24 protein-coding genes are annotated in these 25,642 nt (G+C 73.6%); 6 read left to right on the top strand and 18 right to left on the bottom strand.

From position 1 onward, the window contains the following. Window positions 1-48: 48 nt before the first annotated feature. From IE182_RS25770 to IE182_RS25760, 3 genes are read right to left on the bottom strand one after another with little or no spacing between them, the layout of a single operon-like run. Window positions 49-1,242, bottom strand: coding sequence for a dipeptidase (locus IE182_RS25770; protein WP_190112355.1), 1,194 nt, complete (start codon window positions 1,240-1,242; stop codon window positions 49-51). Between the two features lie 5 nt (window positions 1,243-1,247). Further along, on the bottom strand, window positions 1,248-1,775 hold the full coding sequence (gene purE / locus IE182_RS25765) for a 5-(carboxyamino)imidazole ribonucleotide mutase (protein WP_190112320.1): 528 nt from the start codon (window positions 1,773-1,775) through the stop codon (window positions 1,248-1,250). Then, on the bottom strand, window positions 1,772-2,911 hold the full coding sequence (locus IE182_RS25760) for a 5-(carboxyamino)imidazole ribonucleotide synthase (protein WP_190112319.1): 1,140 nt from the start codon (window positions 2,909-2,911) through the stop codon (window positions 1,772-1,774). Before IE182_RS25760 ends, purE begins: the two co-directional genes overlap by 4 nt. A gap of 188 nt (window positions 2,912-3,099) precedes the next feature. On the opposite strand from IE182_RS25760, the gene IE182_RS25755 reads away from it, so the two are divergent. Next, window positions 3,100-3,660 (top strand): GtrA family protein, encoded by a 561-nt coding sequence (locus IE182_RS25755; protein WP_190112318.1) that lies wholly within the window; start codon window positions 3,100-3,102, stop codon window positions 3,658-3,660. 22 nt (window positions 3,661-3,682) lie between these two features. On the opposite strand, the gene IE182_RS25750 is transcribed toward IE182_RS25755, so the two are convergent. Beyond that, window positions 3,683-4,927, bottom strand: coding sequence for a sensor histidine kinase (locus tag IE182_RS25750; RefSeq protein ID WP_190112317.1), 1,245 nt, complete (start codon window positions 4,925-4,927; stop codon window positions 3,683-3,685). A gap of 55 nt (window positions 4,928-4,982) precedes the next feature. After that, window positions 4,983-5,663, bottom strand: a complete 681-nt coding sequence (locus IE182_RS25745; protein ID WP_190112316.1) for a response regulator transcription factor — start codon at window positions 5,661-5,663, stop codon at window positions 4,983-4,985. A 470-nt stretch (window positions 5,664-6,133) separates the two neighbouring features. On the opposite strand from IE182_RS25745, the gene IE182_RS25740 reads away from it, so the two are divergent. Beyond that, a complete protein-coding gene (locus IE182_RS25740; protein ID WP_190112315.1) occupies window positions 6,134-7,666 on the top strand; it encodes a peptide MFS transporter in 1,533 nt (510 codons plus the stop codon). Window positions 7,667-7,752: 86 nt separating this feature from the next. Here the strand turns inward: IE182_RS25740 and IE182_RS25735 are convergent, their stop codons facing one another. The 5 genes from IE182_RS25735 to IE182_RS25715 form a co-directional block, all read right to left on the bottom strand. Beyond that, complete coding sequence (locus IE182_RS25735) at window positions 7,753-8,784, bottom strand: hypothetical protein (protein WP_190112314.1); 1,032 nt, start codon at window positions 8,782-8,784, stop codon at window positions 7,753-7,755. Beyond that, window positions 8,781-9,617: a COG1470 family protein gene (locus IE182_RS25730; RefSeq protein ID WP_190112313.1), complete on the bottom strand. Its 837-nt coding sequence runs from the start codon at window positions 9,615-9,617 to the stop codon at window positions 8,781-8,783. Before IE182_RS25730 ends, IE182_RS25735 begins: the two co-directional genes overlap by 4 nt. Window positions 9,618-9,650: 33 nt before the next feature. Continuing rightward, window positions 9,651-10,493, bottom strand: a complete 843-nt coding sequence (locus tag IE182_RS25725; RefSeq protein WP_190112312.1) for an LPXTG cell wall anchor domain-containing protein — start codon at window positions 10,491-10,493, stop codon at window positions 9,651-9,653. Between the two features lie 185 nt (window positions 10,494-10,678). Next, window positions 10,679-11,173 carry an ATP-binding protein gene (locus IE182_RS25720; RefSeq protein WP_190112311.1) on the bottom strand — a complete coding sequence of 165 codons (495 nt, stop codon included), beginning with the start codon at window positions 11,171-11,173 and terminating at the stop codon, window positions 10,679-10,681. Window positions 11,174-11,328: 155 nt separating this feature from the next. Next, complete coding sequence (locus tag IE182_RS25715; protein ID WP_190112310.1) at window positions 11,329-11,697, bottom strand: STAS domain-containing protein; 369 nt, start codon at window positions 11,695-11,697, stop codon at window positions 11,329-11,331. 259 nt (window positions 11,698-11,956) lie between these two features. Here IE182_RS25715 and IE182_RS25710 point away from each other — a divergent pair, with 259 nt between their 5' ends. Next, on the top strand, window positions 11,957-12,880 hold the full coding sequence (locus IE182_RS25710) for an RNA polymerase sigma factor SigF (protein ID WP_373303615.1): 924 nt from the start codon (window positions 11,957-11,959) through the stop codon (window positions 12,878-12,880). A 63-nt stretch (window positions 12,881-12,943) separates the two neighbouring features. On the opposite strand, the gene IE182_RS25705 is transcribed toward IE182_RS25710, so the two are convergent. The 5 genes from IE182_RS25705 to hutU all read right to left on the bottom strand — a co-directional run bounded on the left by IE182_RS25705 (window position 12,944) and on the right by hutU (window position 19,137). Then, window positions 12,944-13,564, bottom strand: a complete 621-nt coding sequence (locus tag IE182_RS25705) for a hypothetical protein (RefSeq protein ID WP_190112309.1) — start codon at window positions 13,562-13,564, stop codon at window positions 12,944-12,946. Between the two features lie 80 nt (window positions 13,565-13,644). Further along, entirely contained in the window at window positions 13,645-14,811 is a 1,167-nt protein-coding gene (gene hutI, locus IE182_RS25700; protein ID WP_190112308.1) for an imidazolonepropionase, read from the bottom strand. Window positions 14,812-14,831: 20 nt separating this feature from the next. Next, window positions 14,832-16,169 carry a formimidoylglutamate deiminase gene (locus tag IE182_RS25695; RefSeq protein WP_190112307.1) on the bottom strand — a complete coding sequence of 446 codons (1,338 nt, stop codon included), beginning with the start codon at window positions 16,167-16,169 and terminating at the stop codon, window positions 14,832-14,834. After that, entirely contained in the window at window positions 16,160-17,347 is a 1,188-nt protein-coding gene (locus IE182_RS25690; RefSeq protein WP_190112353.1) for an allantoate amidohydrolase, read from the bottom strand. Before IE182_RS25690 ends, IE182_RS25695 begins: the two co-directional genes overlap by 10 nt. A gap of 131 nt (window positions 17,348-17,478) precedes the next feature. Further along, on the bottom strand, window positions 17,479-19,137 hold the full coding sequence (gene hutU, locus IE182_RS25685; protein WP_190112306.1) for a urocanate hydratase: 1,659 nt from the start codon (window positions 19,135-19,137) through the stop codon (window positions 17,479-17,481). 129 nt (window positions 19,138-19,266) lie between these two features. Between hutU and IE182_RS25680 the strand changes: the two genes are divergently transcribed. Further along, window positions 19,267-20,673 (top strand): type III PLP-dependent enzyme domain-containing protein, encoded by a 1,407-nt coding sequence (locus IE182_RS25680; RefSeq protein ID WP_190112305.1) that lies wholly within the window; start codon window positions 19,267-19,269, stop codon window positions 20,671-20,673. On the opposite strand, the gene IE182_RS25675 is transcribed toward IE182_RS25680, so the two are convergent. After that, the gene (locus tag IE182_RS25675; RefSeq protein WP_190112304.1) at window positions 20,657-21,262 is read right to left on the bottom strand and encodes a hypothetical protein; all 606 of its coding nucleotides are present in this window, start codon (window positions 21,260-21,262) and stop codon (window positions 20,657-20,659) included. The genes IE182_RS25680 and IE182_RS25675 overlap by 17 nt on opposite strands. A gap of 201 nt (window positions 21,263-21,463) precedes the next feature. Between IE182_RS25675 and IE182_RS25670 the strand changes: the two genes are divergently transcribed. Beyond that, on the top strand, window positions 21,464-22,756 hold the full coding sequence (locus tag IE182_RS25670) for an alpha/beta hydrolase family protein (protein ID WP_190112303.1): 1,293 nt from the start codon (window positions 21,464-21,466) through the stop codon (window positions 22,754-22,756). 16 nt (window positions 22,757-22,772) lie between these two features. Here IE182_RS25670 and IE182_RS25665 read toward each other — a convergent pair whose 3' ends face one another. Next, window positions 22,773-23,624 (bottom strand): MurR/RpiR family transcriptional regulator, encoded by an 852-nt coding sequence (locus IE182_RS25665; RefSeq protein ID WP_190112302.1) that lies wholly within the window; start codon window positions 23,622-23,624, stop codon window positions 22,773-22,775. Between the two features lie 74 nt (window positions 23,625-23,698). Further along, window positions 23,699-25,063 (bottom strand): acyl-CoA synthetase, encoded by a 1,365-nt coding sequence (locus IE182_RS25660; protein WP_190112301.1) that lies wholly within the window; start codon window positions 25,061-25,063, stop codon window positions 23,699-23,701. 118 nt (window positions 25,064-25,181) lie between these two features. On the opposite strand from IE182_RS25660, the gene IE182_RS25655 reads away from it, so the two are divergent. After that, window positions 25,182-25,619, top strand: a complete 438-nt coding sequence (locus IE182_RS25655; RefSeq protein WP_190112300.1) for a hypothetical protein — start codon at window positions 25,182-25,184, stop codon at window positions 25,617-25,619. Window positions 25,620-25,642 lie beyond the last annotated feature (23 nt).

Below are 25,642 nucleotides of genomic sequence, written 5' to 3'. Positions count from 1 at the left end.
GCGGTAGCTGGGGGAGTTCGAGGACCGGGGTCCGGGGCGGAGCCCCGGTTACCCGTCCAGCTGCTCGATCGTCGCGACCGACGGCCTGCGCACCGTGGACAGCTCCCGGGCCACGTCCTCCGCGGCCCTCAGGACGCGCACCGCGTTCTGCCACGTCAGCTTCGCCAGGTCCGCGTCGGACCAGCCGCGCCGCAGCAGCTCGGCGATCAGCCGGGGGTAGCCGGCGACGTCCTCCAGGCCCTCGGGCGTGAAGGCCGTGCCGTCGTAGTCGCCGCCGATGCCGATGTGGTCGACGCCGGCGACCTCACGCATGTGGTCGAGGTGGTCGGCGACCGTGGCCACCGTCGCGACCGGGCGCGGGTGCCCGGCCTCGAACGCGCGGTGCACGGCCATCGCCTCGGCACTCGTGTCGAGGTGGTGCAGGCCGTGGGCGCGCATGTTCTCGTCCGCCGCCCGGGTCCACGCGACCGCCTCGGGCAGCACGAACTTCGGGACGAACGTCACCATGGCCACGCCGCCGTTCACGGCCAGCGAGCCGAGGACGTCGTCGGGCACGTTGCGCGGGTGGTCGCAGACGGCCCGCGCGGAGGAGTGCGAGAAGATCACCGGCGCCTCGCTGACGCGCAGTGCGTCCCGCATGGTGTCGGCGGAGACGTGCGAGAGGTCGACGAGCATGCCCATGCGGTTCATCTCGCGGACGACCTCCTCGCCGAAGCGCGTCAGTCCGCCCGCCGCGGGCTCGTCGGTCGCCGAGTCGGCCCACGGCACGTTGTCGTTGTGGGTGAGCGTCATGTAGCGCACGCCCAGCCGGTGCAGGGCGCGCAGCGTGGCCAGCGAGCAGTTGATGCTGTGGCCGCCCTCGGCGCCCATCAGGGAGGCGATGCGGCCCTCGGCGCGCGCGGCCTCCATGTCGTCGGCGGAGAACGCCAGGCGCAGGTCGGCGGGGTGGCGGGCGGCCAGCTGCCGGACGACGTCGATCTGTTCGAGGGTGGCGCTGACGGCGTCGTCGCCGGCCATGTCCGTCCGGACGTAGACGGACCAGAACTGGGCGCCGACCCCGCCCGACCGCATCCGGGGCAGGTCGGTGTGCAGGCCCGTGGCGCTCTGGTCGGTGGCGATGTCGCGCCGGTCGAGGTCGTAGTGGACGTGCTCGCGCAGCGCCCAGGGGAGGTCGTTGTGTCCGTCGACGACCGGGTGGGCGGCGAGGAGTTCGCGGGCGCGGGCGAGGTGATCGGCGGTCACGGCGCTCACTTCCCGAAGCCGAAGCCGGTGGTCCCCTGCACCTTGGAGCGCAGTCGCTTGCCCTTCTGGGTGGCCTGGTCGTTGAGCTCGTCCTGGAAGTGACGCATGCGGGCGAGCAGGTCGTCGTCGTGGGCGGCGAGCATCCGGACGGCCAGCAGCCCGGCGTTGCGGGCGCCGGCGACGGAGACGGTGGCGACCGGCACGCCGGCCGGCATCTGCACGATGGACAGCAGGGAGTCCATGCCGTCCAGGTACTTCAGCGGGACGGGTACCCCGATCACCGGCAGCGGGGTGACGGAGGCCAGCATGCCGGGGAGGTGGGCCGCTCCGCCCGCGCCCGCGATGATGGCCTTCAGGCCGCGGTCGGCGGCCTGCTCCCCGTAGGCGACCATCTCGCGCGGCATCCGGTGCGCGGAGACGACGTCGACCTCGTAGGGGACCTCGAACTCGTCCAGGGCCTTGGCCGCGGCTTCCATGACGGGCCAGTCGGAGTCCGAGCCCATGACGATGCCGACGACGGGGGAACCAGTCATTCCGTGATCGTTCCTCGCAGGTATCCGGCGGCGTGGCTCGCGCGCTCGCGCACATCCGCCAGGTCGTCGCCGTAGGTGTTGACGTGTCCGACCTTGCGGCCGGGCTTGACGTCCTTGCCATACATATGGATCTTCAGGCCCGGGTCCCGTGCCATGCAATGGAGGTAGGCGGAGTACATGTCGGGGTAGTCGCCGCCGAGGACGTTGGCCATGACCGTCCAGCGGGCGCGCGGGCGCGGGTCGCCGAGCGGGAGGTCCAGCACGGCACGGACGTGGTTGGCGAACTGCGAGGTGATCGCGCCGTCCTGCGTCCAGTGGCCGGAGTTGTGCGGGCGCATGGCGAGCTCGTTGACGAGCACCCGGCCGTCGCGGGTCTCGAACAGCTCCACCGCCAGGTGGCCGACCACGCCCAGCTCCTGGGCCACCTTGAGGGCGAGCTGCTGGGCGTGCGCGGAGAGCTCCGGGGAGAGGTCCGGTGCGGGAGCGATGACCGTGTCGCAGACGCCGTCGACCTGGACGGACTCCACGACGGGGTAGGAGACGGCCTGACCGTGCGGGGAGCGGACGACGTTGGCGGCGAGCTCCCGGACGAAGTCGACCTTCTCCTCGGCGAGCACGGGCACGCCGGCGCGGAACGGTTCCTGCGCCTGCTGGGCGTTGCGGACGACCCACACGCCCTTGCCGTCGTAGCCGCCGCGCACGGTCTTGAGGACGACGGGGAAGCCCTCTCCTTCCTCGGCGAAGCGCGCCACGTCGGCCGGGTCGGCCACGATCCGGTGCCGTGGGCACGGCACGCCGATCTCCGTGAGCTTCGCCCGCATCACGCCCTTGTCCTGGGCGTGCACCAATGCGTCGGGCCCCGGGCGGACGGGGATGCCGTCGGCCTCCAGGGCCCGTAGGTGCTCGGTCGGAACGTGCTCGTGATCGAAGGTGATCACATCGCAGCCTTGTGCGAACGCACGAAGGGTGTCCAGGTCGCGGTAGTCGCCGATGACGACATCGCTCACCACCTGGGCCGCCGAGTCCTGCGGGGTGTCGCTGAGCAGCTTGAACTTGATGCCGAGGGGGATGCCCGCCTCGTGGGTCATGCGGGCGAGCTGACCGCCGCCGACCATGCCGACTACCGGGAACGTCACGCCCCCAGAGTATCCGTACGCACGAACCATCCCTACCGCCCCTGGATGATCCTCCAATTCCGGAGGCAGAAATTCCGCTGACCGGAAGCCGTCGGACCACGGGCCGATAAGGACCGAAAGCTCCCGTTAGCCGGTCATTCACCGACTCTCCGAGCCGCCGCCCGCGGCCCCTGGTTAGCATGAAGGACATGACTCGACCGCGCACAGCTCGACCGCGCACAGTGCGTTCCCGGCTGGAGCGGCTGGCCCGTGAGATCGCGAAGTTCGGCGCCGTGGGCGCGATCGGCTTCGTGGTCAACTTCATCGTCTTCAACATCTGCGTCCACGGCTTCGGGCTCGCCGTGGTGCGCTCCGGCGTCATCGCCACGGCCGTCGCCATCGGTACCAACTACATCGGCAACCGCTACTGGACCTACCGGCACGACGGCGACAAGAACCGCCGCAGCCGCGAGCTCTCGCTGTTCCTGCTGTTCAGCGGCATCGGGCTGGTCATCGAGAACGGCGTCCTGGCCCTCTCCCACTACGGCCTCGGCCTGACCACCCCGCTCGCCGACAACGTCGCGAAGAACGTCGTCGGCCTGGGCCTGGGCACGGTCTTCCGCTTCTGGTCCTACCGCACCTGGGTCTTCCGCACCCTGCCCGCCGACACGGCCGTCGTGACCGCCGATGCGTTCGCCGTCGAGACCGCCGAATCGTTCCTGGCCGTGGCGCCGCCCCCGCAGCCGCAGCGCGTCGACGCGACGAAGTGAGCCGGGCGGGCGGGCGGCGGCGTCAGTCGTGCGGGTCGGCTTCCCGGCTCAGGAACAGCGCGAACACCGGCGGCTGCTGCTGCAGCAGCTCCAGCCGCCCGCCGTCCGCCTCCGCCAGGTCGCGGGCGACGGCCAGGCCCAGGCCCGTCGAATTGCGGCCGCTGACCGTCCGCTCGAAGACCCTCGACCCCAGGTCCGCCGGCACGCCCGGCCCCTCGTCGGAGACCTCCACGACCGCCTGGTTGCCGGTCACCCGGGTGCGGATGGCGACCGTGCCGTCCCCGTGCATCAGCGAGTTCTCGATCAGCGTCGCCAGCACCTGGGAGACGGCGCCCGGGGTGCCCACCGCCCGCAGCCCCTGCTTGCCGGAGCGCACCAGGGCCCGCCCGGCGGTGCGGGTGGCGGGCCGCCACTCCTCGATCTGCTGCTTGACGACCTCGTCGAGGTCGAAGGTGACGGCGGAACCCGTCTGCGGGTCGCGGGAGTTGGTCAGCAGCCGCTGGACGACGTCGGTGAGCCGCTCCACCTGCGTGAGGGCGATCGTCGCCTCCTCCTTGACCGTCTCCGGGTCGTCGGTGAGCGTGATCTCCTCCAGCCGCATGGACAGCGCGGTCAGCGGCGTGCGCAGCTGGTGCGAGGCGTCGGCCGCCAGCCGCCGCTCGGCCGTGAGCATCCGGGCGATCCGCTCGGCGCTGGCGTCCAGCACGTCGGCCACCCGGTCCAGCTCCGGCACCCCGTAGCGGCGGTGCCGGGGGCGGGGGTCGCCGGAGCCCAGCCGCTCCGCCGTCTCGGCGAGGTCGGTCAGCGGGGCGGTGAGCCGGTTGGCCTGGCGCACCGCGAGGAAGACGGCGGCGATCACGGCGAGCAGCGCCACGGCCAGGATGACCAGCAGCGTGCGGCCGACCTCCCGGCTGACCGTGGAGCGGGACTCCTCCACGCGTACGGTCTCGCCCTGCTCGCCCTTCAGCGTGGCGGTGATGACCCCGCCCTCGGGCCGGCTGCCGATCTCGATGGACTGCCGGCCGGGGATGTCGATGCGCGCGTACCGCTTGGGGGTGATCTGCTCGCGCAGGATCTCCGACTCCACGCGCTCGCCGCCCGCCAGCCGGCTGTCGACGATGCTCACCAGGCGCACGGCCTCGGACTGCACGCTCTCCTGGGCGCTGCTCTCGATCGTGCGGGTCTCGACGATGACCAGCGAGATGCCGAACACGGCGATCACGACGAGCACGACGGCGAGGGTTGAGTTGATCAGTCGGCGGCGCACGATGCCCTCCGGGCGCGGTGGTACGGGGTCAGCCCGGGAGGGGCCCGGTGCCGGCTCAGCTCTTCTCGAAGCGGAAGCCGACACCGCGGACGGTGGCGATGTAGCGCGGGTTCGCGGCGTCGTCGCCCAGCTTCTTGCGGAGCCAGGAGATGTGCATGTCCAGGGTCTTGGTGGAGGACCACCAGGTGGTGTCCCAGACCTCGCGCATCAGCTGGTCGCGCGTGACGACCCGGCCGGCGTCGCGCACCAGGACCCGCAGCAGGTCGAACTCCTTCGCCGTGAGCTGCAGTTCCTCGTCGCCCATCCAGGCGCGGTGCGACTCGACGTCGATGCGGACGCCGTGCGTGGCCGGCGGCTGCTGGTGGGTGTCGGCGGTGCCGCGGCGCAGCAGGGCCCGGACGCGCGCGAGCAGCTCGGCCAGGCGGAAGGGCTTGGTGACGTAGTCGTCGGCGCCGGCGTCCAGGCCGACGACGGTGTCCACCTCGTCGGCGCGGGCGGTGAGCACCAGGACGGGGAAGCCGTGGCCCTCGGTGCGCAGTCGGCGGCACACTTCCAGACCGTCCATGCCGGGCAGCCCGAGGTCGAGGACGAGCAGGTCCACCCCTCCCTGAAGGCCGGCGTCCAGCGCCGTGGGACCGTCTTCGCGTACCTCCACCTCGTACCCTTCGCGGCGCAGTGCGCGTGCGAGCGGCTCCGAGATGGAAGCGTCATCCTCGGCGAGCAGTACTCGGGTCATGCAGAGATGGTAGTCCGCTCGGGCGCACGTCAGAGGTGTAGTGGAGGGGTCCTGGGGCAACACTTCACCGAAAGTGCTATCACCTTCGAATATGCGTCAGCGGTTCCGGAAAACGCTGTGATCCATGTCTCAACGGCTTCCATTCCGGGGCAGGGTGTGACGTATGGTGACCCGACGTCTGTAGCACCACCGAGGGACCTTCGGCTTGTCCGACGCGCCGAAGGTCTCTGTTGTGCGCAGGGCTGGACCCCCAGTCTTGTTTCACAGTGAATGACCTGTCGGCCGGGTCCGTCGCGCGAAGGTGCGCGCGGACGTGGATCCCGGCGTGCGGCCGTCCTGCCGGCTCCTCGTACCCCGAGGGACCGAACCCCTCGGGCGTGGGGGCGGGCGGCGCGTAGCCGGTGCCGGCCAACCCCCACCCGGGCGCGCACCCCGCTCCACCGCGCGTCCCGAGAACACAAGGATTGACCATGGCGTCCAGCCTGACGAAGGGCACGGCGGAGCAGGAGAAGACCTCTCCGGCCTCCGGCAAGACGTTCTTCGGCCACCCCCGCGGCCTGGCCCCCCTCTTCCTGACGGAGATGTGGGAGCGCTTCAGCTACTACGGCATGCGCGCCCTTCTCGTCGTCTATCTGATCGCCGGCGGTCCGGACGCGAAGCCCGACAGCCAGGGCGGCGGTCTGGCGATGCCCGAGGCCAGCTCGGTGGCCATCTACTCCGTCTACGTGGCGATGGTCTACCTCCTCGCCATGCCCGGCGGCTGGTTCGGCGACCGCGTCTGGGGTCCCCGTAAGACGGTCGCCATCGCGGCGGGCATCATCATGGCCGGCCACCTGGCGCTGGCGATCCCGGGCAAGCCCTCCTTCTTCGCCGGCCTCGCGCTGGTGGCGATGGGCTCCGGTCTGCTGAAGGCCAACATCTCCACGATGGTCGGCCACCTCTACGACGGCCCTCAGGACCCGCGCCGCGACGGCGGTTTCACGATCTTCTACATCGGCGTCAACGTCGGTGCGTTCGCCGCCCCGCTCGTCATCGGCACGGTCGGCCAGAAGGTCAACTGGCACCTGGGCTTCTCGATCGCCGCGCTGGGCATGGGCCTCGGCCTGATCTTCTTCATGCTGGGCACCCGCCACCTCAGCCCCACCAGCAGCGTCGTCCCGAAGCCGCTGACGGCCGAGGAGCGCAAGGCCACGCTGACGAAGGCCCTGCTGTGGCTCGCCGTCGCCGCCGCCTTCTACGGCGTCGTCGGGGGCACCGGCCACTTCACGCAGAAGTGGGCCACCGTCCCGCTCGCCCTGCTCGGCGTGATCATCCCGATCACGGTCCTGACCCGCATCAAGCGCGACAAGGAACTGTCCGCGAGCGAGCAGACCAAGGTCAGCGGCTACATCTGGTTCTTCGTCGCCGCCGCCGTGTTCTGGATGATCTTCGACCAGGCCGGCTCAACGATGTCGACCTTCGCCGAGAAGAAGACCGCGGACAACGTCTTCGGCATCGACTTCCCGTCGACCTGGTTCCAGTCGGTCAACCCGCTGTGGGTCATGGCCATCGCCCCGGTCTTCGCCTCGATGTGGATCTGGCTGGCCCGCCGTGACCGCGAGCCGAGCACCACGGTGAAGTTCTCCATGGCCATGGTCGGCATCGGCGCCTCGTTCTTCGTCTTCGCCATCCCGATGGCCATGGCCACCGACGGCACGAAGGTCACCCCGGCCTGGCTGCTGATGATCTACGGCATCCAGACCATGGGCGAGCTGTGCCTCTCCCCGGTCGGCCTGTCGCTCACCACGAAGATGGCGCCGCGGAAGTACGCGAGCCAGATGATGGGTGTCTGGTTCCTCGCGGTGACCGCGGGCGACTGCACGATGACCCTGCTGTCCGAGTCGGGTGTCGACCTGAACGGCATCGGCGTGATCCTCGGACAGGCGGCGGCCGCCACCCTGGCCGGTTTCGCGGTGTGGATGTACCGCAAGCGGATCGAGGCCCTGATGGGCGACGTGCGCTGACGCTGATGCGATCGGCCCGTACGTGACCCGTCCGTACACGTGAGAAGTGCCCCCGGCGCAATGATGCGCCGGGGGCACTTCGCGTTTCACCGCGCGCCCCCGCCCGGCTCCTGCCGCGGCGCCGCGCCCGGACCGGTGGCCGGGGCGAACCAGGGCAGGGACGCGCCGGCCGCCGCGCCGCCCGGTCCCGGCGCGGGCCCTGCGGGCGCACGGGGGCGGAGCCGGTCCACCACGGCCATGCCGGCGCGGAAGACCGCCAGCGGCACCACGACGCACAGCAGGATCCAGAACAGCGTCACGCCCCACGGGCGGCTCACGTCCCACGGCTGCTCGACGAGCACCGTGCCGCCGTACTGCAGCGAGACGAGGTAGTCCCCGTACGCGCCCGCCGCCAGCTCGACGTCCAGCGACACCCGCTCCTTGCTTCCGGCGGCGACGGTGCCGCGCCAGGGCCGGTCCTCCCAGGACGGGGCGAGCACCCCGCGGGACGTACCGAGCCGGAAGGCCGGGTCCACGGCGGGCGTCGGCCCGAGGTTGGCGACGGTGACGACGAGGCGGCGCTTGGGCGGGGCGCCGAACCAGGTCAGCAGGGAGCCGCCACCCTCCAGCCGGGCGTCGAGCACGCTCAGCCGCTCGCCGCCGGTCCGCTGCGGCAGGGGCTCGACCGGGTGCCCGGTGACGGAGAACGCCGCGTCCGCCGCCGCCGGCTCGCCCGTGACCGTCGCGACGTGCACCACGCACGGGCACGGCTCGGGCGGCGCCGCGACGGGCAGGACGCGCCGGAAGGTGCCGTCGGGGGCGGTGGTGACGGTGCGGCCCTCGGCGTTGGCGCAGGCGTTGGTGCCGCCGATCATGTTCTGGCCGCAGACGAGCAGGGTCAGCAGGGCCCCGGGCCGCCAGCCCTTGCCGCTGACGGTGACGCTCGCGCCGCGGGCGGCCTCGGGGTGGTCGAGGGTGACGCCGGGGGCCTCGGCGCGCTGGGCGAATGCGGCGGCCGATGCTGTGGCTGTGGCTGCTGCGACGGCTGGTACTGCTGCGATGCCTGTGGCGGGGGCGGTGCCGAGCAGGAGCGCGGCGAGCAGCGCCACGAGCCGGGCCCGCACGCCTCGGCCGTTCATGAGCGGGCCTTGCGGCGGCGTACGAGCCGTACGGTCGCGCCTGCCGCCGCCAGGGCGGCCGCGCCGGCGAGGGCGGGGCCCAGCCACGGCAGGGGCGTGTACGCGCCGGAGGCGGCTGCACGGATGCCGTCCGGGGTCGTGGCCGTGACGCGCACCCGCACCCGGTCCAGGCGCGGGGCGTCCGGCCACTTCTCGGTCAGCCGCACGCTGCGGCCCGGCAGCAGCTCGGCGGGCACGCCGGAGGCGGGCCGGCTCAGGACCTCGCCGAAGAGCCCCTCGGCGCGCAGGGCGAGGCGCGGGGCGAGGGCGGTGTTGCCCCGGTTGACCAGGGAGTAGCGGATGACCGCGGCGCCGCCCGTGCCGCTGACCCGGACGTGCTCGACCGAGAGCGCGGACAGGGCCGGGCCGCCGACGCGTACCGCCAGGGGGACCCGCAGCAGCCGGCCCTCCCCCGTCGCGACCACGGCGGCGGCGTGGCGGCCGGGCCCCGTGCCCACGGGGACGGTCACCGTCAGCGGCACGTCCGCGCGGGTGCGGGGCGGGACGGTCACCCGTGCGGTCGCGAGGGCGACCCACGGGCCGGTGGCGCGCAGCTCGACGGTGCGGGGCCGGTCGCCGGGGTTCACGACCGACAGCTTGTCCTGCAGCACCGTGCCGGGCGCGCCCTCCAGGTAGAAGGCGGACCGGTCCTCGGTCGTGGGGCCCTTCGCGCCGGCGGGGGCGGGGACGGCCGTCCACGGCGTCGCGTCCGCGGCGGCCGCGCCGGGGGCCGCCGGGAGGGTGATCAGCACCAGTACGGCCGAGAGCGCGGCGGCGCGGGTGCGGGACGTCATCGGCGGCTCCCTGGGCGTGGGGGGATACGGGGGTCAGCCGGTGGTGCGGCGCCTCCGGGTGAGCCAGAGGGTGCCGGCGACGCCGGCGAGGAGCACCGTGCCGCCGAGGGTGCCGAGGGCGACGGCGGAGTCGCTGGGCCCGGTCTGCGGCAACTGACCGCCGCCGGACGTGCCGGACGTGGAACCGGTCGTGCCGCCCGTGCTGCCGCCGGTGCTGCCGGAGCCGCCGGTGGACGACCCTCCGGTCGAGCCCGCGGTGGAACCGCCGGTCGAACCGCTCGTCGATCCGCCGGTGGACCCGCCCGTGGACCCGCTCGTGGAGCCGCCGGTGGAGCCGCCGGTGGAGCCGCCCGGGGCCTTGACGTCGAGGGTCAGGGACGGCTTGGGGTTGTTCGCGGGGTTGCAGGTGGTCGTGGTCCCGAGCGCGGAGATGGTGAGGGTCGAGGCCGTGAAGGTGACCTGTCCGGCCTTCTTCGGCGTGTACGTACCCGACAAGTCGCTGATCTTGATGGGGGTGTTGGGCGGTATCGGCTGGTCGTTGGCGGGGCCGGAGACCGCCACCGTGCCGCTGTCGGCGCCGCCGAGCTTGATGACGGCGCTCGGCTTCATCGCGCCCTTGCCGAGCTCGATGGGGCTGGAGGAGACGCCCTTTTGGAAGGACATGGTGAGTGTGTACGCGTCGCCGCTCGCCACGGCCTTGATGTCGATGGGGGAGACGGCACTCTTGTCCCCGATGGGGGTCTTGCAGTGGTACTCGACGTCGACGGTCTGGGCCTGCGCGGCCGGGGCGACCAGCAGGATCGTGCCACCGGCCAGCGCCGCCGAGACCACGAGCGCACCGGCGCGGCGCACGGGGTGGCGTGGGATGTGGGACACCTGGGGTTCCCCTCTCGTCCGGTGCCGCAGCCGAAATTCACTGACGGCACATCAGATCGGGCGCCGACAGTACGCCGGGGACCGTGGAGAGGGAAGACAAAGAACACGCCGCACTCGATGCGCGGCGTGCTCCGGGAGGGTGTGTCCGGACGGGGGTCCCGTACGGGGCAGGCGTGTCCGGCCCGTCAGGACGGGGCGGCCAGCTCCGCCCAGACCGTCTTGCCGGCGACGCCGTCGCGCCGCAGGACGCCCCAGTCCAGGCAGAGCCGCTGCACGATGAACATGCCGTGGCCGCCCGGCCGTCCCGCGCGGTGCGGGGTGCGGGGCGCGGGCGTGCCGGCGCCGAGGTCGGCGACCTCCAGCCGCAGCACCTTGCCGGTGCAGCTGACCCGCAGCTCCTCGGGGCCGTCGGCGTGCAGACAGGCGTTGGTGACCAGCTCGGAGACGACCAGCAGGACGTCCTCGGCGGCGGCGCGGTGGTCGGCGGTGCCGGCCGGCAGCCAGCCCCAGTCGTGGAGCGCCTGCCGGGTGAAATCACGGGAGAGCGGCACGGCGCCGCCCACGCCGACGAGGCGCAGCCTGCGGCTCTGGCCGGCCGGTGGCGGTGAACCGGCCGGGACGGCGCCCGGTCCATCCGGACCGGGACCGTCCGGCGGTGGGCACGCCCGGGGGGTGCTCATCAGCGCTTCACCTCACCGATTCACCGAAACGAACACGAACATCTACAAGGGATTCAGCTGTCTCCTGCCCGGCGGAATCGTGAGAACACCCACGAATTCGACATGACGCCTGTGACACAGGCAACTGCGGACCGGAAGGAGATATTCGGACGAGCTCAGTCGGCGAGGGCCGCATCGAGCGTGTCGTGAACGGTGAAGACGGCTCCGGCGCCCGTGATCTCGAAGACCCGGGCGACGACGGGGCCCATGGCGGCCAGATGGATCGCCCCTCCGGCGGCCTCGGCCTTCAGCCGCGCACCGAGGAGCACGTTCAGTCCGGTGGAGTCGCAGAAGTCGAGCTGCGAGCAGTCGACCACCACGCGTGCGTCGCCGTCACGGACGCAGTCCTCGAGTGGTCCACGCAACAATTCGGCCGTGTGGTGATCGAGCTCACCCGCCGGTGACACGATCGAGCTCGCACCATGACGCCGGACCTCCACCTGCAGTCGGCCTCTACTCGGATTGCCGACCATCCCGCGTTCCATGCGCTCCCCTTCGTGCCTTACGTGCCTTCATGGCGTACCCGTGTGGCGCAGGCAAAACCCTACGCCTTCCTGACGCGCGTCCGGAAGCCGAACTTCCGCCATTTCCGACGTAACCGGACAAACGGCACTTGCCACAGGAAGGCAAAGACCGGTAGGGCTAGTAGGGACACATCCACCACGGACGGCTCGGAGGCGCCGCAAACCGCAGCAAAAGGGTCACGGCATCGGCAGCCATGTGCCGAGAATGATGGAGGAGACCATGTCACCCCGGCTCGACGAAAAGCATTCCGATACCTCGTGCGCCGCCCCGGCGGAGCGCACCTCCGAGGACCGGGAGACCGCGTCGTCGACAACCCCGCCCGAGCACAGCGACCCCGGTCTCACCGGGCTCCCCGACATCCCGCCCTACGAAGAGGTGGGAGCGGTCGACGCACGTGCTCTGTCCAAGACGCTCTTCGCGCGCCTCGCGTCGCTCGAAGAGGGCACCCACGAGTACGCGTACGTCCGCAACACGCTGGTCGAACTCAACCTGGCACTGGTGAAGTTCGCGGCCTCACGGTTCCGCACCCGCAGCGAACCGATGGAGGACATCATCCAGGTCGGGACCATCGGGCTGATCAAGGCCATCGACCGCTTCGAGCTGAGCCGCGGCGTCGAGTTCCCCACCTTCGCGATGCCGACGATCATCGGCGAGATCAAGCGCTTCTTCCGTGACACGAGCTGGTCGGTGCGCGTTCCCCGGCGCCTGCAGGAGCTCCGGCTCGATCTGGCCCGGGCCGGCGACGAGCTGGCGCAGAAGCTCGACCGCTCCCCCACCGTGGGCGAACTGGCCGAGCGGCTGGGCCTGTCGGAGGACGAGGTCGTCGAGGGCATGGCCGCGAGCAACGCGTACACCGCGAGCTCGCTGGACGCCCAGGCCGACGAGGACGAGCCCGAGGGTTCCCTCTCGGACCGTATCGGCTACGAGGACCACGGCCTCGAAGGCATCGAGTACGTCGAGTCGCTCAAGCCCCTCATCGCCGAACTGCCGCCGCGGGACCGGCGGATACTCTCCCTGCGCTTCGTGGCCAACATGACGCAGTCGGAGATCGGCGACGAACTGGGCATCTCCCAGATGCACGTCTCACGGCTGCTGTCGCGCACCCTGGTGCGGCTGCGCCGGGGGCTGCTGACCGAGGAGTGACACCGGCGCCGCACCCCTGCGGGACGGCACCGCCTCCGCTCACCGGCCCGCGCGCCGCACGGATCACGCCGTGCGGCGCGGCGCGGGTCGCGCCGCCGGCGGTGCCCCGTCGGCGGACGCGTCGCGGAGCGGGGCGAGCACCAGGAGGAACAGCAACGCGCCCACGGGTATGAGGTCCAGGCTCGCGGCGGTGACCGCCACCCCGGCCACGACGGCCGGCGGCCGCCAGGCCGCGGTCGCACGCTGAACCGCCAGCTGCCCCACGAGCAGCACCAGTCCCACGTAGAAGAGCAACGGGCCGACGGTGTAGAAGGCGGGCTTCACCCCGGCGTGGCTCTGGATGCGCTCGAAGAGCGCGTCCATGGTCGCCCGGTCCTCCGACCGGGAGCCGACGAGCAGGTCGATCCCCGCCTGCACCGTCACCGCCGCCACGCCCAGCAGGCCCAGGACGAGCCCGGTACCGGCGGACCACCGGCCGGCCGCTCCCCTTCCGCGCGCCGCCCGGGCGCCCAGCCCCACGAACACCGGGGCGAACAGCACGACGCCCGCCAGCAGGGCGAGGTGGCCCAGCGTCCAGGCCGGCCCCGGGCCGCGCTCCTCGTCGACCAGCCGTACGAGGCCGTAGGCCCCCATGCACACGGGCCCCGCGACGTATGCCGCCCGCCCCCACGTCTTCTCTGCCATGGCCCGATCCTTTCGGCCCGGGCACCCCTGTGACGTCGGGGAACACCCTGATGCCGCCCTGACCGGGCCCTGACGTCCTCTCAGAGGGCGCGGATGCCCCGCCGCCACACGGCCGACACCAGCGGCACACCGGGCCGGTAGGCGAGGTGGACGTGCGAGGGGGCGTCCAGCAGGGCGAGGTCGGCACGGGCGCCCGGCGTCAGGCGGCCGATGTCCGTGCGGCGCAGGGCGGCCGCCCCGCCCGCCGTGGCGGCCAGGACGGCCTCGTCGGGGGTCATGCCCATGTCCCGGACCGCCAGGGCGATGCAGAAGGGCATGGAGCTGGTGAAGGACGAGCCGGGGTTGCAGTCCGTGGACAGGGCGACCGTGGCGCCCGCGTCCAGGAGGCGGCGGGCGTTCGGCCACTGGGCACGGGTGGAGAACTCGGCGCCGGGGAGCAGCGTGGCGACGGTGTCGCCGCTTGCCAGGGCGTCGACGTCCGCATCGGTGAGGTGGGTGCAGTGGTCGGCCGAGGCCGCGCCCACCTCCACCGCGAGCTGGACGCCGGGGCCGTGGCCGAGCTGGTTGGCGTGGACGCGCGGGGTCAGTCCGCGCTTGCGGCCCGCCTCCAGGACCGCCCGGGCCTGGTCGCCGTCGAAGGCGCCCCGCTCGCAGAACACGTCGACCCAACGGGCGTGCGGGGCACAGGCGTCGAGCATCTCGCCGGTGACGAGCGCGACGTACGCCTCGGGGTCGTCGGCGAACTCCGGGGCCACGATGTGCGCGCCGAGGTAGGTGACCTCGTCGGTGTGGGCGGCGGCGATGCGCAGCGCCCGGGCCTCGTCGTGGGTGGTCAGGCCGTAGCCGGACTTGGTCTCCAGCGTCGTGGTGCCCTGGCGCAGGGCCTCGCGGAGGTAGCGGACGAGGTTGGCTTCGAGCTCCTCGTCGGTCGCCGCACGGGTCGCCGCGACCGTGGTGCGGATGCCGCCGGCGCTGTAGCTGCGGCCGGACATGCGGGCGTTGAACTCGGCGGTGCGGTCTCCGGCGAAGACCAGGTGGGAGTGGGAGTCGACGAAGCCGGGGAGGCCCGCGCGGCCCTCGGCGTCGACGGCGTTGTCAGTGGCGGGTGCTTTGCTGGTCTCACCGATCCAGGCGATGCGGTCGCCGTCGATGACGACTGCCGCGTCCCGGATCAGGCCGAGAGGGCCTTCGCCGAGGGAGGGGTCGTTGGTGACGAGACTGCTGATGTTGATGATCGCCGTGCTCATGCTTACTCCGGTCCTCGGCGTCAGCCGCGCAGGGCGGCGATGGAATCGGCCAGGGCCTGCGGTACGTCCGGTACGAGCAGGTGCACCCCGTCGCGCACGACGTGCCGGCCCCCGACCACCGTGTGCCGGACGTCCGCGCCCGTCGCGGCGAATACGGCCGTCTCGGCGGCGTGCAGGGGATCCGGCCCCGCGGTACGGACGGAGTCCAGTGCGACGGTCGTGAGGTCGGCGAGCGCGCCCGGCGCGATGCGGCCCGCGTCGTCCCAGCCGAGGGAGGCGTGGCCGTCGGCGGTGGCTGCGCGCAGCAGGGCGGCGGCGGTCCAGTGGCCGCGGGTGCGGGTGCGCAGCCGCTCGTCGAGCTCCATGGCGCGCGCCTCCTCCAGGAGGTCGATCACGGCGTGGCTGTCGCTGCCCAGCGACAGGGGGCTGCCGGCCTGCTGGAGCCGGACGGCGGGGCCGATGCCGTCGGCGAGGTCCCGCTCGGTGGTGGGGCACATGCAGATGGTCGAGCCGGCGCCGCCGAGGAGGGCGATGTCGTCGTCGGTCAGGTGCGTGGCGTGCACCGCGGAGGTGCGGGGGCCGAGCACTCCGTGGTCGGCGAGGAGCCGGGTGGGGGTGCAGCCGTGCGCGGCCAGGCAGGCGTCGTTCTCGGCGGTCTGCTCGGAGAGGTGCACGTGCAGGGGCGCTTCGCGGTCCTTCGCCCAGTCGGCGACGGTCGCCAGCTGGCCGGCGGGCACGGCCCGCACGGAGTGGACGGCCGCGCCGATGCGGGCGTGGCCGGCGGGCTTGAGGGCGGCGGCCCGCTCGGCCCAGGCGTCGGCCGTGCCGTCGGAGAAGCGGAGCTGGTGACGGTTGGGGGGCTCGCCGAAGCCCGCGGAGAGGTAGGCGGTGTCGAGGAGGGTGATGCGGATGCCCGCGTCGGCGGCGGCCGCGATCAGGGCCTCGCCCATGGCGTTGGGGTCGGCGTAGCGGGTGCCGCCGGGGGCGTGGTGGAGGTAGTGGAACTCACCGACGCAGGTGATGCCGGCGAGGGCCATCTCGGCGTAGGTGGCGCGGGCGAGGGCGTGGTAGCTCTCGGGGGTGAGCCGGTCGGCGACGCCGTACATGACGTCGCGCCAGGTCCAGAACGTGCCGCTGCCGACCTGGGTGCGGCCGCGCAGGGCGCGGTGGAAGGCGTGGCTGTGGGCGTTGGCCAGGCCCGGGAGGGTCAGCCCGCGCAGGGCGACCGCCCCCGGGGGCGGGGCCGGGACGTCCGTGCGGACGGCCCCGATGCGGCCTTCGGCGGTCACGTCGATGGCCACGCCCGGCTCGACGTGGGTGCCGAGCCACGCGTGCTCGGCCCAGTAGGTCACCTGCACGCGAGGCCCTCCAGTACGTCGGCGAGTGCGGTCACCCCGGCGAGGCAGTCGTCCTCGGCGGCCGTCTCGGCTGGCGAGTGCGAGACGCCGGTCGGGTTCCGTACGAACATCATGGCGGTGGGGATGACGCCGGAGAGGATACCGGCGTCGTGTCCGGCGCCGGTGGGGAGCACGGGGACGCCGCCCAGCAGCGTCGCGAGCTCGTCGCGCAGGTCGTGGGCGAACTCCACCACGGGGGTGAAGGACTCCCGGGTGACGTGGACGCCGACGCCGTCGCGGGTGCCGCGCTCGACGGCCGCCTGTTCGATCTCGGCGACGACGGCGGCGAGGGTCTCCTCGTCGGCGGCGCGCGAGTCGAGCCAGCCGCGCACGAGCGAGGCGATGGCGTTGACGCCGTTCGGCTCGACGCTGACCTTCCCGAAGGTGGCCAGGGCGCCGGCGAGGCGGGCCTTCTTGCGGGCGGCCAGGACGGTGTTGGCGTAGGTGAGCATCGGGTCCCGGCGGTCCTCGATGCGGGTGGTGCCGGCGTGGTTGGCCTCGCCGTGGAAGTCGAACCGCCAGCGGCCGTGCGGCCAGATGGCGGAGGCGACGCCGACGGCGTGCGGGGTGTCCGCGAGGGCACGGCCCTGCTCCACGTGGAGCTCGACGAAGGCGCCGATGCGGGCGAGGCGCCCGGGGTCGGCCCCGATGGCCTCCGGGTCGTGGCCGGCCCGCTCCATGGCCTGCGCGAGGGACACCCCGTCGGCGTCCCGGAGCGCGTGGGCCTTGTCGAGGGTGAGCTGTCCGGCGGTCAGCCGGGAGCCGACGCAGGCGAGGCCGAAGCGGGCGCCCTCCTCGTCACCGAAGTTGACGATGGCGAGGGGGCGGCCGGGCCGCGCGCCGCGGGCGCGCAGCTCGTCGAGGGCGGCAAAGGACGACACGACGCCGAGGGGGCCGTCGAAGGCCCCGCCGTCGGGGACGGAGTCCAGGTGGGAGCCCGTCACGACGGCGTCGCCCGCGGCGGGGTCGCCGAGCCAGGCCCACTGGTTGCCGTTGCGGTCGGTCTCGTAGGTGAGGCCGCGGGTTTCGGCCTGTGCCTTGAACCACTCGCGGCAGTCGGTGTCGGCACCGGTCCAGGCGAAGCGGCGGTAGCCGCCGCTCTCGGGGTTGCGGCCGATGGGCGCGAGGTCGCGCCACATCTCGTGGAACGACGGGGCCGTGCCCGGCGTCCCGCGGTCCGCCCCACCGGGGGCACCCGCCTCTGCTGCGGGCCGGTGGTCGGGCTGCGCCCACCCGTCCCGCCCTGCGGGACGACTGCCCGCAGCCGCGGTCACTCGCCCTCCCGCATCGGGATGCGCACCCCGCGGTCCTCGGCGACCGACTCCGCGATGTCGTAGCCGGCGTCCACGTGGCGGATGACGCCCATGCCCGGGTCGTTGGTCAGGACGCGGCGGATCTTCTCGCCCGCCAGGGCCGTGCCGTCGGCGACCGTGACCTGGCCCGCGTGGATCGAGCGGCCCATGCCGACGCCGCCGCCGTGGTGGAGGGAGACCCACGAGGCGCCCGAGGCGACGTTGACCATGGCGTTCAGCAGCGGCCAGTCGGCGATCGCGTCGGAGCCGTCGAGCATGGCCTCGGTCTCGCGGTACGGGGAGGCCACCGAGCCGCAGTCGAGGTGGTCGCGGCCGATGACGACGGGGGCCTGCAGGGTGCCGTCCGCCACCATCTCGTTGAAGCGCTCGCCGGCGCGGTCGCGCTCGCCGTAGCCGAGCCAGCAGATGCGCGCCGGCAGGCCCTGGAAGTGCACGCGCTCGCCGGCCATCTTGATCCAGCGGGCGAGGGACTCGTTCTCGGGGAAGAGGTCGAGGATCGCCTTGTCGGTCGCGGCGATGTCCTTCGGGTCGCCGGAGAGGGCCGCCCAGCGGAAGGGGCCCTTGCCCTCGCAGAAGAGGGGACGGATGTAGGCGGGCACGAAGCCGGGGAAGTCGAAGGCGCGCTCGTAGCCGGCCAGCTGGGCCTCGCCGCGGATGGAGTTTCCGTAGTCGAAGACCTCGGCGCCGGCGTCCTGGAAGCCGACCATGGCCTCGACGTGCTGGGCCATCGACTCGCGCGCCCGCACGGTGAAGTCGGCCGGCTTCTCCGCGGCGTAGGAGGCCATGTCGTCGAAGTCGACGCCCACGGGCAGGTAGGCCAGCGGGTCGTGGGCGGAGGTCTGGTCCGTCACGATGTCGATGGGGGCGTTCATGGCGAGCAGCTGCGGGACGAGCTCGGCGGCGTTGCCGAGGACGCCGATGGACAGCGGGCGGCGCGCGTCGCGGGCCTCGACGGCCAGCCGCAGGGCGTGGTCGAGCGAGTCGGCCTTCACGTCGAGGTAGCGGTGCTCGATGCGGCGCTCGATGGCGCGCGGGTCGCAGTCGATGCAGATCGCGACGCCGTCGTTCATGGTGACGGCGAGCGGCTGGGCGCCGCCCATGCCGCCGAGGCCGGCGGTGAGGGTGATCGTCCCGGCCAGGGTGCCGCCGAACTTCTTCGCGGCGACGGCCGCGAAGGTCTCGTACGTGCCCTGCAGGATGCCCTGGGTGCCGATGTAGATCCACGAGCCGGCCGTCATCTGGCCGTACATGGTGAGGCCGAGGTGCTCCAGGCGGCGGAACTCCTCCCAGTTGGCCCAGTCGCCGACGAGGTTGGAGTTGGCGAGGAGGACGCGCGGCGCCCACTCGTGGGTCTGCATCACGCCGACCGGCCGGCCGGACTGGACGAGCATGGTCTCGTCCTGCTTCAGCGACTGCAGGGTGCGGACCATCGCGTCGAACGAGCGCCAGTCGCGGGCGGCCTTGCCCGTGCCGCCGTAGACGACGAGCTTGTCGGGGTGCTCGGCGACCTCGGGGTCGAGGTTGTTCTGCAGCATCCGCAGGGCGGCTTCCTGCTGCCATCCCTGGGCGCTCAGCTCGGTGCCTCGCGCTGCTCGCACGGGTCGCGGTCCTGACATGGGCGCTGCCTCCCTGGCTCTGAATAGAACACTGCACAGTCTGGGCCGCTGAATAGCGCTAGTCAACAGGCTCGGGCGAGCCGGTGCGGACCCATGGCGCACGGCAGGCCGCAGTGGTGGAGTGGGCACATGGGCCAGGGCGACGGCGAGCAGGACGGCGGCGGCGCCGGGAGCGCCGCCCGGAGGGCGGCGGCCGTGCGGGCCGCGGTGCGGCAGGGGATCGTCACCGCGCACCGGCCCGTGGTGGGGCTGCTGGACGTGCGGGGGATCCGGGAAGCCGCACAGGCGCTGCGGACGGCGTTCGCGCAGACGGCGGCGGGTGTGGACGTGCTGCACGCCTTCGCGGTGAAGGCGGCGCCGCTGGTGCCGGTGCTGCGACTGCTCGCCGACGAGGGACTGGGCGCCGAGGTCGCGAGCCCCGGGGAGCTGGCGCTGGCCCGCGCGGCCGGGGTGCCGCCCGGGCGCACCGTGCTGGACTCGCCGGCGAAGACCACCGCCGAACTGCGCGAGGCGCTGGCCTCCGGGATCGCCGTGAACGCCGACAGCAGGGAGGAGCTGGCCCGGCTGGACGTCCTCCTCGCCGGGAGGCCGAGCGCCTCGCCGATCGGAGTGAGGGTGAACCCCCAGGTGGGCGGCGGCACCATCGGGGCGCTCAGCACGGCCACCGCGACCTCCAAGTTCGGGGTCGCGCTGCGGGACGAGGGGGCGCGCGCCTGGCTGCTGCGCGCGTATGCCGAACGGCCCTGGCTCACCCGCATCCACGCCCACGTCGGCTCGCAGGGATGCCCGCTGGAGCTGATGGCCGCCGGGGTGCGGGAGATCCACGGGCTGGCCGAGGAGGTCAACCGGGCGCGCCGGGCCGCCGGCGGCGGCCGGCAGGTCGACACGATCGACGTCGGCGGCGGACTGCCCGTCAACTTCGCGTCCGACGAGGCCACGCCCACCCATGCCGACTACGCACGGGTGCTCGCGGCGGCCGTGCCGGGGCTGTTCGCCGGCGACTACCGCCTGGTGACGGAGTTCGGCCGGTCGCTGCTGGCCAAGAGCGGGACGATCCTGGCCCGCGTGGAGTACACCAAGTCGGCGGGCGGCCGGCGGATCGCGGTGACCCATGCGGGCGCGCAGGTGGCGGTGCGGACGGTGTTCGCCCCCGAGGCGTGGCCGCTGCGGGTGGCGGTGTTCGACGCCGAGGGCAGGCCGAAGGAGACGGACCCGCTGCCGCAGGACGTCGCCGGGCCGTGCTGTTTCGCGGGCGACCTGGCCGCGGCGAACCGTCTCCTGCCGCGCATCGACGCCGGCGACCACGTCGCCCTGCTCGACACCGGCGCGTACTACTTCGCGCACCACTACGCGTACAACACGCTCCCCCGGCCCGGGGTTTACGGCTATGCCGTGCACCAACAGGACGCGCACCCGCGGGAGTCGTCCCGGCCGGGCGTGCGCTTCGCGACGGTGCGGCCGCCGCAGACCCTCGACGAGCTCGTCGCCGAGAGCGGCGGCGGCGCGCACGCCGCGGACCTCAGCGCGCTGCGCTGACCGCGACCCCGCCCGGGGGCGTCGTACCGCCCCGGCGCTTCGCTCCGCCCGGCAGGGCGTCGCCCGCCGCGAGCCCGGTGGTCAGGTAGCCGGGCACGGACGTAGCGGCGGGGCTGCCCTGCGCCCACTCCGTCCGCACCCACAGCAGGTGCCCGCACCGCCGCTCCAGGCCGCCCAGCCACAGGGCCTTCGCCCACAGGCCGGCGCCGAGCCCGGCCAGGGCCAGCCCCGCCGCGGCCGGCACCGCGAAGGAGGAGCCGACCGCGGCCAGGAAGGCGGCCGCCAGCCACCAGCCGCGGGCGCGCCGCCAGGCGCGGACGGTCACCGCACGGTCCTGCAGGAAGACCGAGCGGCCCGCGCGCGAGGCGCCGCGCGCCAGCTCCCCGTACCGTCTGCGGCGCGCGCCGAAGGCCGCGGCGGCCGCGACGACGAACAGTGCCGCCCCGGCCACCAGGCCGGTACGGCGTCCGGTGAGTCCCGGCACCAGCGTTCCGATGCCCGCGCCCAGCACGCCCAGCCACCACAGCCGGACGGCCGGCGCCCGTACGATCACGGCGACCCGCGCCAGCGCATATGCTCCGCGCCCCACGTCAGACCTCCTCGTTTCGCGTCTCGCCCCGGCACGCTAGCCAACGAATCTGAGGAGCGGCTGAGAACCGCTCGGGCGTCACCGGGTCACGGAGGTCATACCCAGGTATCACCGGCACGTTGGCGCCTGCGTATGTCGTATCCGCGTCTCGTCGGCCCCTAAGGTCGTCGCACCATCAGCCGAGCGACGGGAGGAGCCGGAATGCCGGTCGACGAGCGGGGACTGAGGCGGCGGGCACTGCTTGCGGCGGGAGCGCTGGCGCTGACCGGCCTGATGAGCGCCTTCGCTCCCCGGGCCGACGCCGCCGGCGCCGGCGCCGAGGGCGCCCCCGTCCGGCTGTCGGCCCCCACCGGCCCGTACGCCGTGGGCACCACGACCCGGCACCTGGTCGACACCGCACGCAAGGACCCATGGCGTCTGGAGCGCGGCCCCCGCGAGGTGATGGTGAGCTTCTGGTACCCGGCCGACCGTGCGGAAGCGCACGCCGGACGGCCCACCGCACCCCACATGGAGGAACGGGCGGCCACCCACTTCGGCTCCTCGGACGGCGCGGGCCACCGTGGCTACGGCGTGCCGGCCGGGGCGGCCGACTGGGCCGGCACGCGCACGCACGCGCGCGTGGACGCTCCCGCCGTGCGGGGCGGCGGGCCGCACCCGGTCGTGCTGTACTCGGCCGGCCTGGGCGACCCGCGCACCTGGAACACCTCGCTGGTGGAGGACCTGGCCTCGCGCGGCTACGTGGTCGTCACGGTGGACCACACCCACGACTCCTCCGAAGTGGCCCTGCCCGGCGGGCGGCTCGTGCCGTCGGTCCTGCCGGCGCTCGCCGAGCAGCCCGGCACCGACGCCGCCGCGGTGCTGCGCACGGCGATGAAGGCGCGGGTGGACGACACCCGCTTCGTGCTGGACACCCTGGGCGGCCGGGTGCACCGGCCGGTGCTGCCGCGCGGCCTGGCGGACGCGATGGACCTGCGCCACGTGGGCATGGTGGGTCACTCGGCGGGCGGCTTCACCGCCCTGGAGGCCCTCCACGACGACCGGCGCATCTCGGCCGCCGTCAACATGGACGGCACGATGGAGTACCCCGGGGAGGGTGACGTCGCCGACCGGCTGGGCGCCGCGGCACGCGACGGCGTGGACCGGCCGTTCCTGCTCATGGGGACGGACGCCGAGGACTCCGGCGAGTACGGCCGGCAGCCCTCGTGGAAGGCCCTGTGGCAGCACGCGCGCGGCTGGCGCGGCAACGTCACGCTGACGGGCTCTCAGCACGGCTCGTACACCGACGCCTCGCCGCTGCTGCCGCAGCTCGCGCAGCAGCGGGCGGTGCCGTGGGAGACGGTGCGGCGGGGCATCGGAACGGTCCCCCCGCAGCGGGCGACCGTCGCCACGCGGGCCTATGTGGCGTCGTTCCTGGACCGCTTCCTGCGCGGCACGGACGACCACCTGCTGGACGGGCCGTCCGCCCGCTTCCCGGAGATGCGGTACGCCCGCTGAGGCGGCCGGCCGGCCCTCACTCCACGAACAGCCCCCGTGCGGCCGCCTTGGCGTCGAACTCCTCCAGGCGGGCCTGGGCATCCGGCAGCGCGTCGCACATCGCCTCCAGCAGCACCCGCCCCAGCAGCATCGGGGCGCAGGCCGTGTCGAAGGCGAGGCCGGTGCCGACGGCGGCCGGCAGCAGGAGGTCGCTGTGGCGGGCGACCGGAGCGAAGGTGGAGTCGGCGACCGTGACGACCGTCAGGCCGGCGCCCCGCGCGTACTCCAGGCCCTCGACGACCTCCCGCGGGTGGCGCGGCAGCGCGAAGCACAGCAGGGCGCTCGCGCCCGCGCGGACGGCGGCGTCGATGCGGTCGACGAGGAGCGTGCCGCCCTCGTCGAGCAGCCGCACGTCGGGGTGGACCTTGCGGGCGAAGTAGGCGAAGCCCGCGGCCTGTGCGCCGGCGGCCCGCAGGCCGAGGACGGGCAGCGGGCGGGAGGCGGCCAGCAGCCGGCCGGCCCGGGCGACGGGAGCGGGGTCGGCGAGCAGGGAGGCGAGGTGGCGCAGGTTGTCGATCTCGGCGTGGACGGCCTGCTGGTACTCGTTGTACGAGCTCTCCGACGGCGCCTCGGCGGCCGGGACCACGTCGCGCAGGTGGCGGCGCAGCGCGGGGTAGCCGTCGAAGCCGAGGGCGACGGCGAAGCGGGTCACCGACGGCTGGCTGACGCCGGCGAGTTCGGCGAGCTCCACGCTGGAGAGGAAGGGCGCGTCGGCGGCGCGCCGCACCATGCAGTGGGCGATGCGGCGCTGGGTGGGCGTCAGCCGCTGGCCCTCGAAGAGCTTCTGCAGCCGTGCGATGGCTTCCGGTTCGCTGCCGGTCTCGCTCATGACCCTCCTCGGTCATTCATTCCACCCGTACCCTGCATGAAATTATGCAGGGTACGGGGAGCGGCGGTGCGCCGTCACAACGGCGGCAGGAGCTTCTTCTGCGGCTTGCCCATGGCGTTGCGCGGCAAAGCGTCCAGGAAACGGATGCGGCGCGGCCGCTTGTGCACGGAGAGGTGACCCGCCACGAAGTCGATCAGGGCCTGCTCGCCGACCCCGTCGGCCACCACATAGGCGACGATCTCCTGCCCCAGGTCCTCGTGGGCCACCCCGACGACGGCGGCCTCGCTGACGGCCGGGTGGTCCAGCAGCGCGTTCTCCACCTCGCCCGCGCCGATGCGGTAGCCGCCGGACTTGATCAGGTCGGTGGAGGCGCGGCCCACGATGCGGTGCGTGCCGTCCGCGTCGATCGCCGCGATGTCGCCCGTGCGGAACCAGCCGTCGGCCGTGCAGGCGTCCGCCGTGGCCTCCGGGCGGCCCAGGTATCCGGCGAACAGCGTGGGACCGGAGACCTCCAGCTCGCCGATGCCGTCCTCCCCGCCGGTGGCGGCCAGCCGCGTCCGTACGCCCGGCAGCGGCAGCCCGACCGTGCCCGGGCGGCGCTCGCCGTCGGCCCGGGCGGAGACGGTGATCAGGGTCTCGGTCATGCCGTAGCGCTCGACGGGCCGCTGCCCGGTGAGGGCCTCCAGATCGCGGAAGACGGGCGCGGGCAGGGCGGCGCTGCCCGATACCAGCAGCCGCGCCCCGGCGAGCGCCCGCGCGGCGGAGGGCTCCCGCACGACGCGGGACCACACGGTCGGCACGCCGAAGTACAGGCTGCCGCCGGCCGCCGCGTACGCCTCGGGCGTGGGGCGGCCGGTGTGCACGAGGCGGCAGCCGGTGCGCAGCGCACCCAGCACGCCGAGGACGAGGCCGTGGACGTGGAAGAGCGGCAGCCCGTGCACGAGGGTGTCCCCGGCCGTCCACTGCCATGCCTCCGCGAGCCCGTCCAGGCACGCCGCGACGGCCCCACGGGGGATCAGCGCGCCCTTGGGGGCCCCGGTGGTGCCCGAGGTGTACAGGACGAACGCGGTCGCCTCCGGGTCCGCCTCGGGCGCGGACCACGAGCCGCGCTCCCGCAGGTCCACCGGCACGTCCTCGCCCAGGACCAGCTCGGCTCCGGAGTCGCGCAGGATGTGCTCGCGCTCGGCGGGGCCGGCGTCCGGCGGCAGCGGCACGACGGGCACCCCGGCGAGCAGCCCGCCGACGACGGCGGCGACGGTCTCCGGCGCGGCCTCGGCCCGCACGGCCACGGACGCGGCCCCGGCGATCCTCGCGGCCACCGCCCCCGCCGCCCCGAGGAGTTCCTCGCGCGAGCAGGACCGTCCGGCGAACGTCAGGGCGTCGGGGCGGTCGGCGGCGTCCGGGGCGGCGAGGGACGACAGCAGCGGTGCGGTGGTCATGGACTGCTCCTTCCACGGAACTCCCGGGCCGTCGAGGGACGTCCGGGGGATCCCCTACGGGGGACAGGGGGGCTGGCCCCAGCGACGCGGGGCCCCCGGCGACCGTACCGTCGACGGCATGACGGCCCGTGACCCGGACATGAAGAAGGACCTCGACGCGACGCTGCAGACCCGCAAGGAGCTGGGCGAGGAGTACGAGCCGGAGCTCATCGACTCCTTCCTGGAGAAGGTGGAGGTGCGCATGGAGCAGAAGGTGGACGCGGCGGCGGACCGGCAGGTGCGCCGGCACCTGGCGGAGCAGCGGATGAGCGCCGCCCGCGGCGCGGCGTCGGGTGGGGCCGGCGGCCCGGGCCCGGGCACCTTCGGCGAGCGCTTCGGCTTCGCCGCGGTCTCCTTGGTGCTCGCGGTGCCCCTGTCGGCGATCGGCGTGGTCAACGCCCAGCTGCCGGGGCTGCTGGTGACCTGGGCGGGGATCGTGGGCGTGAACGTCGCCCATGCGGCCGGGGGTCTGCCCTGGCTGCGCGGGGCCCGCACGGAGGGCGCGGAACGGGACTGACGGCCCGTCCCCGCCCGGGTGCC

Origin of the sequence: Streptomyces cinnamoneus (genome assembly GCF_014650495.1) — a bacterium.
GTDB classification, from domain to species: Bacteria; Actinomycetota; Actinomycetes; order Streptomycetales; family Streptomycetaceae; genus Streptomyces; species Streptomyces cinnamoneus.
This window is presented reverse-complemented; position numbering and strand designations above follow the sequence as displayed.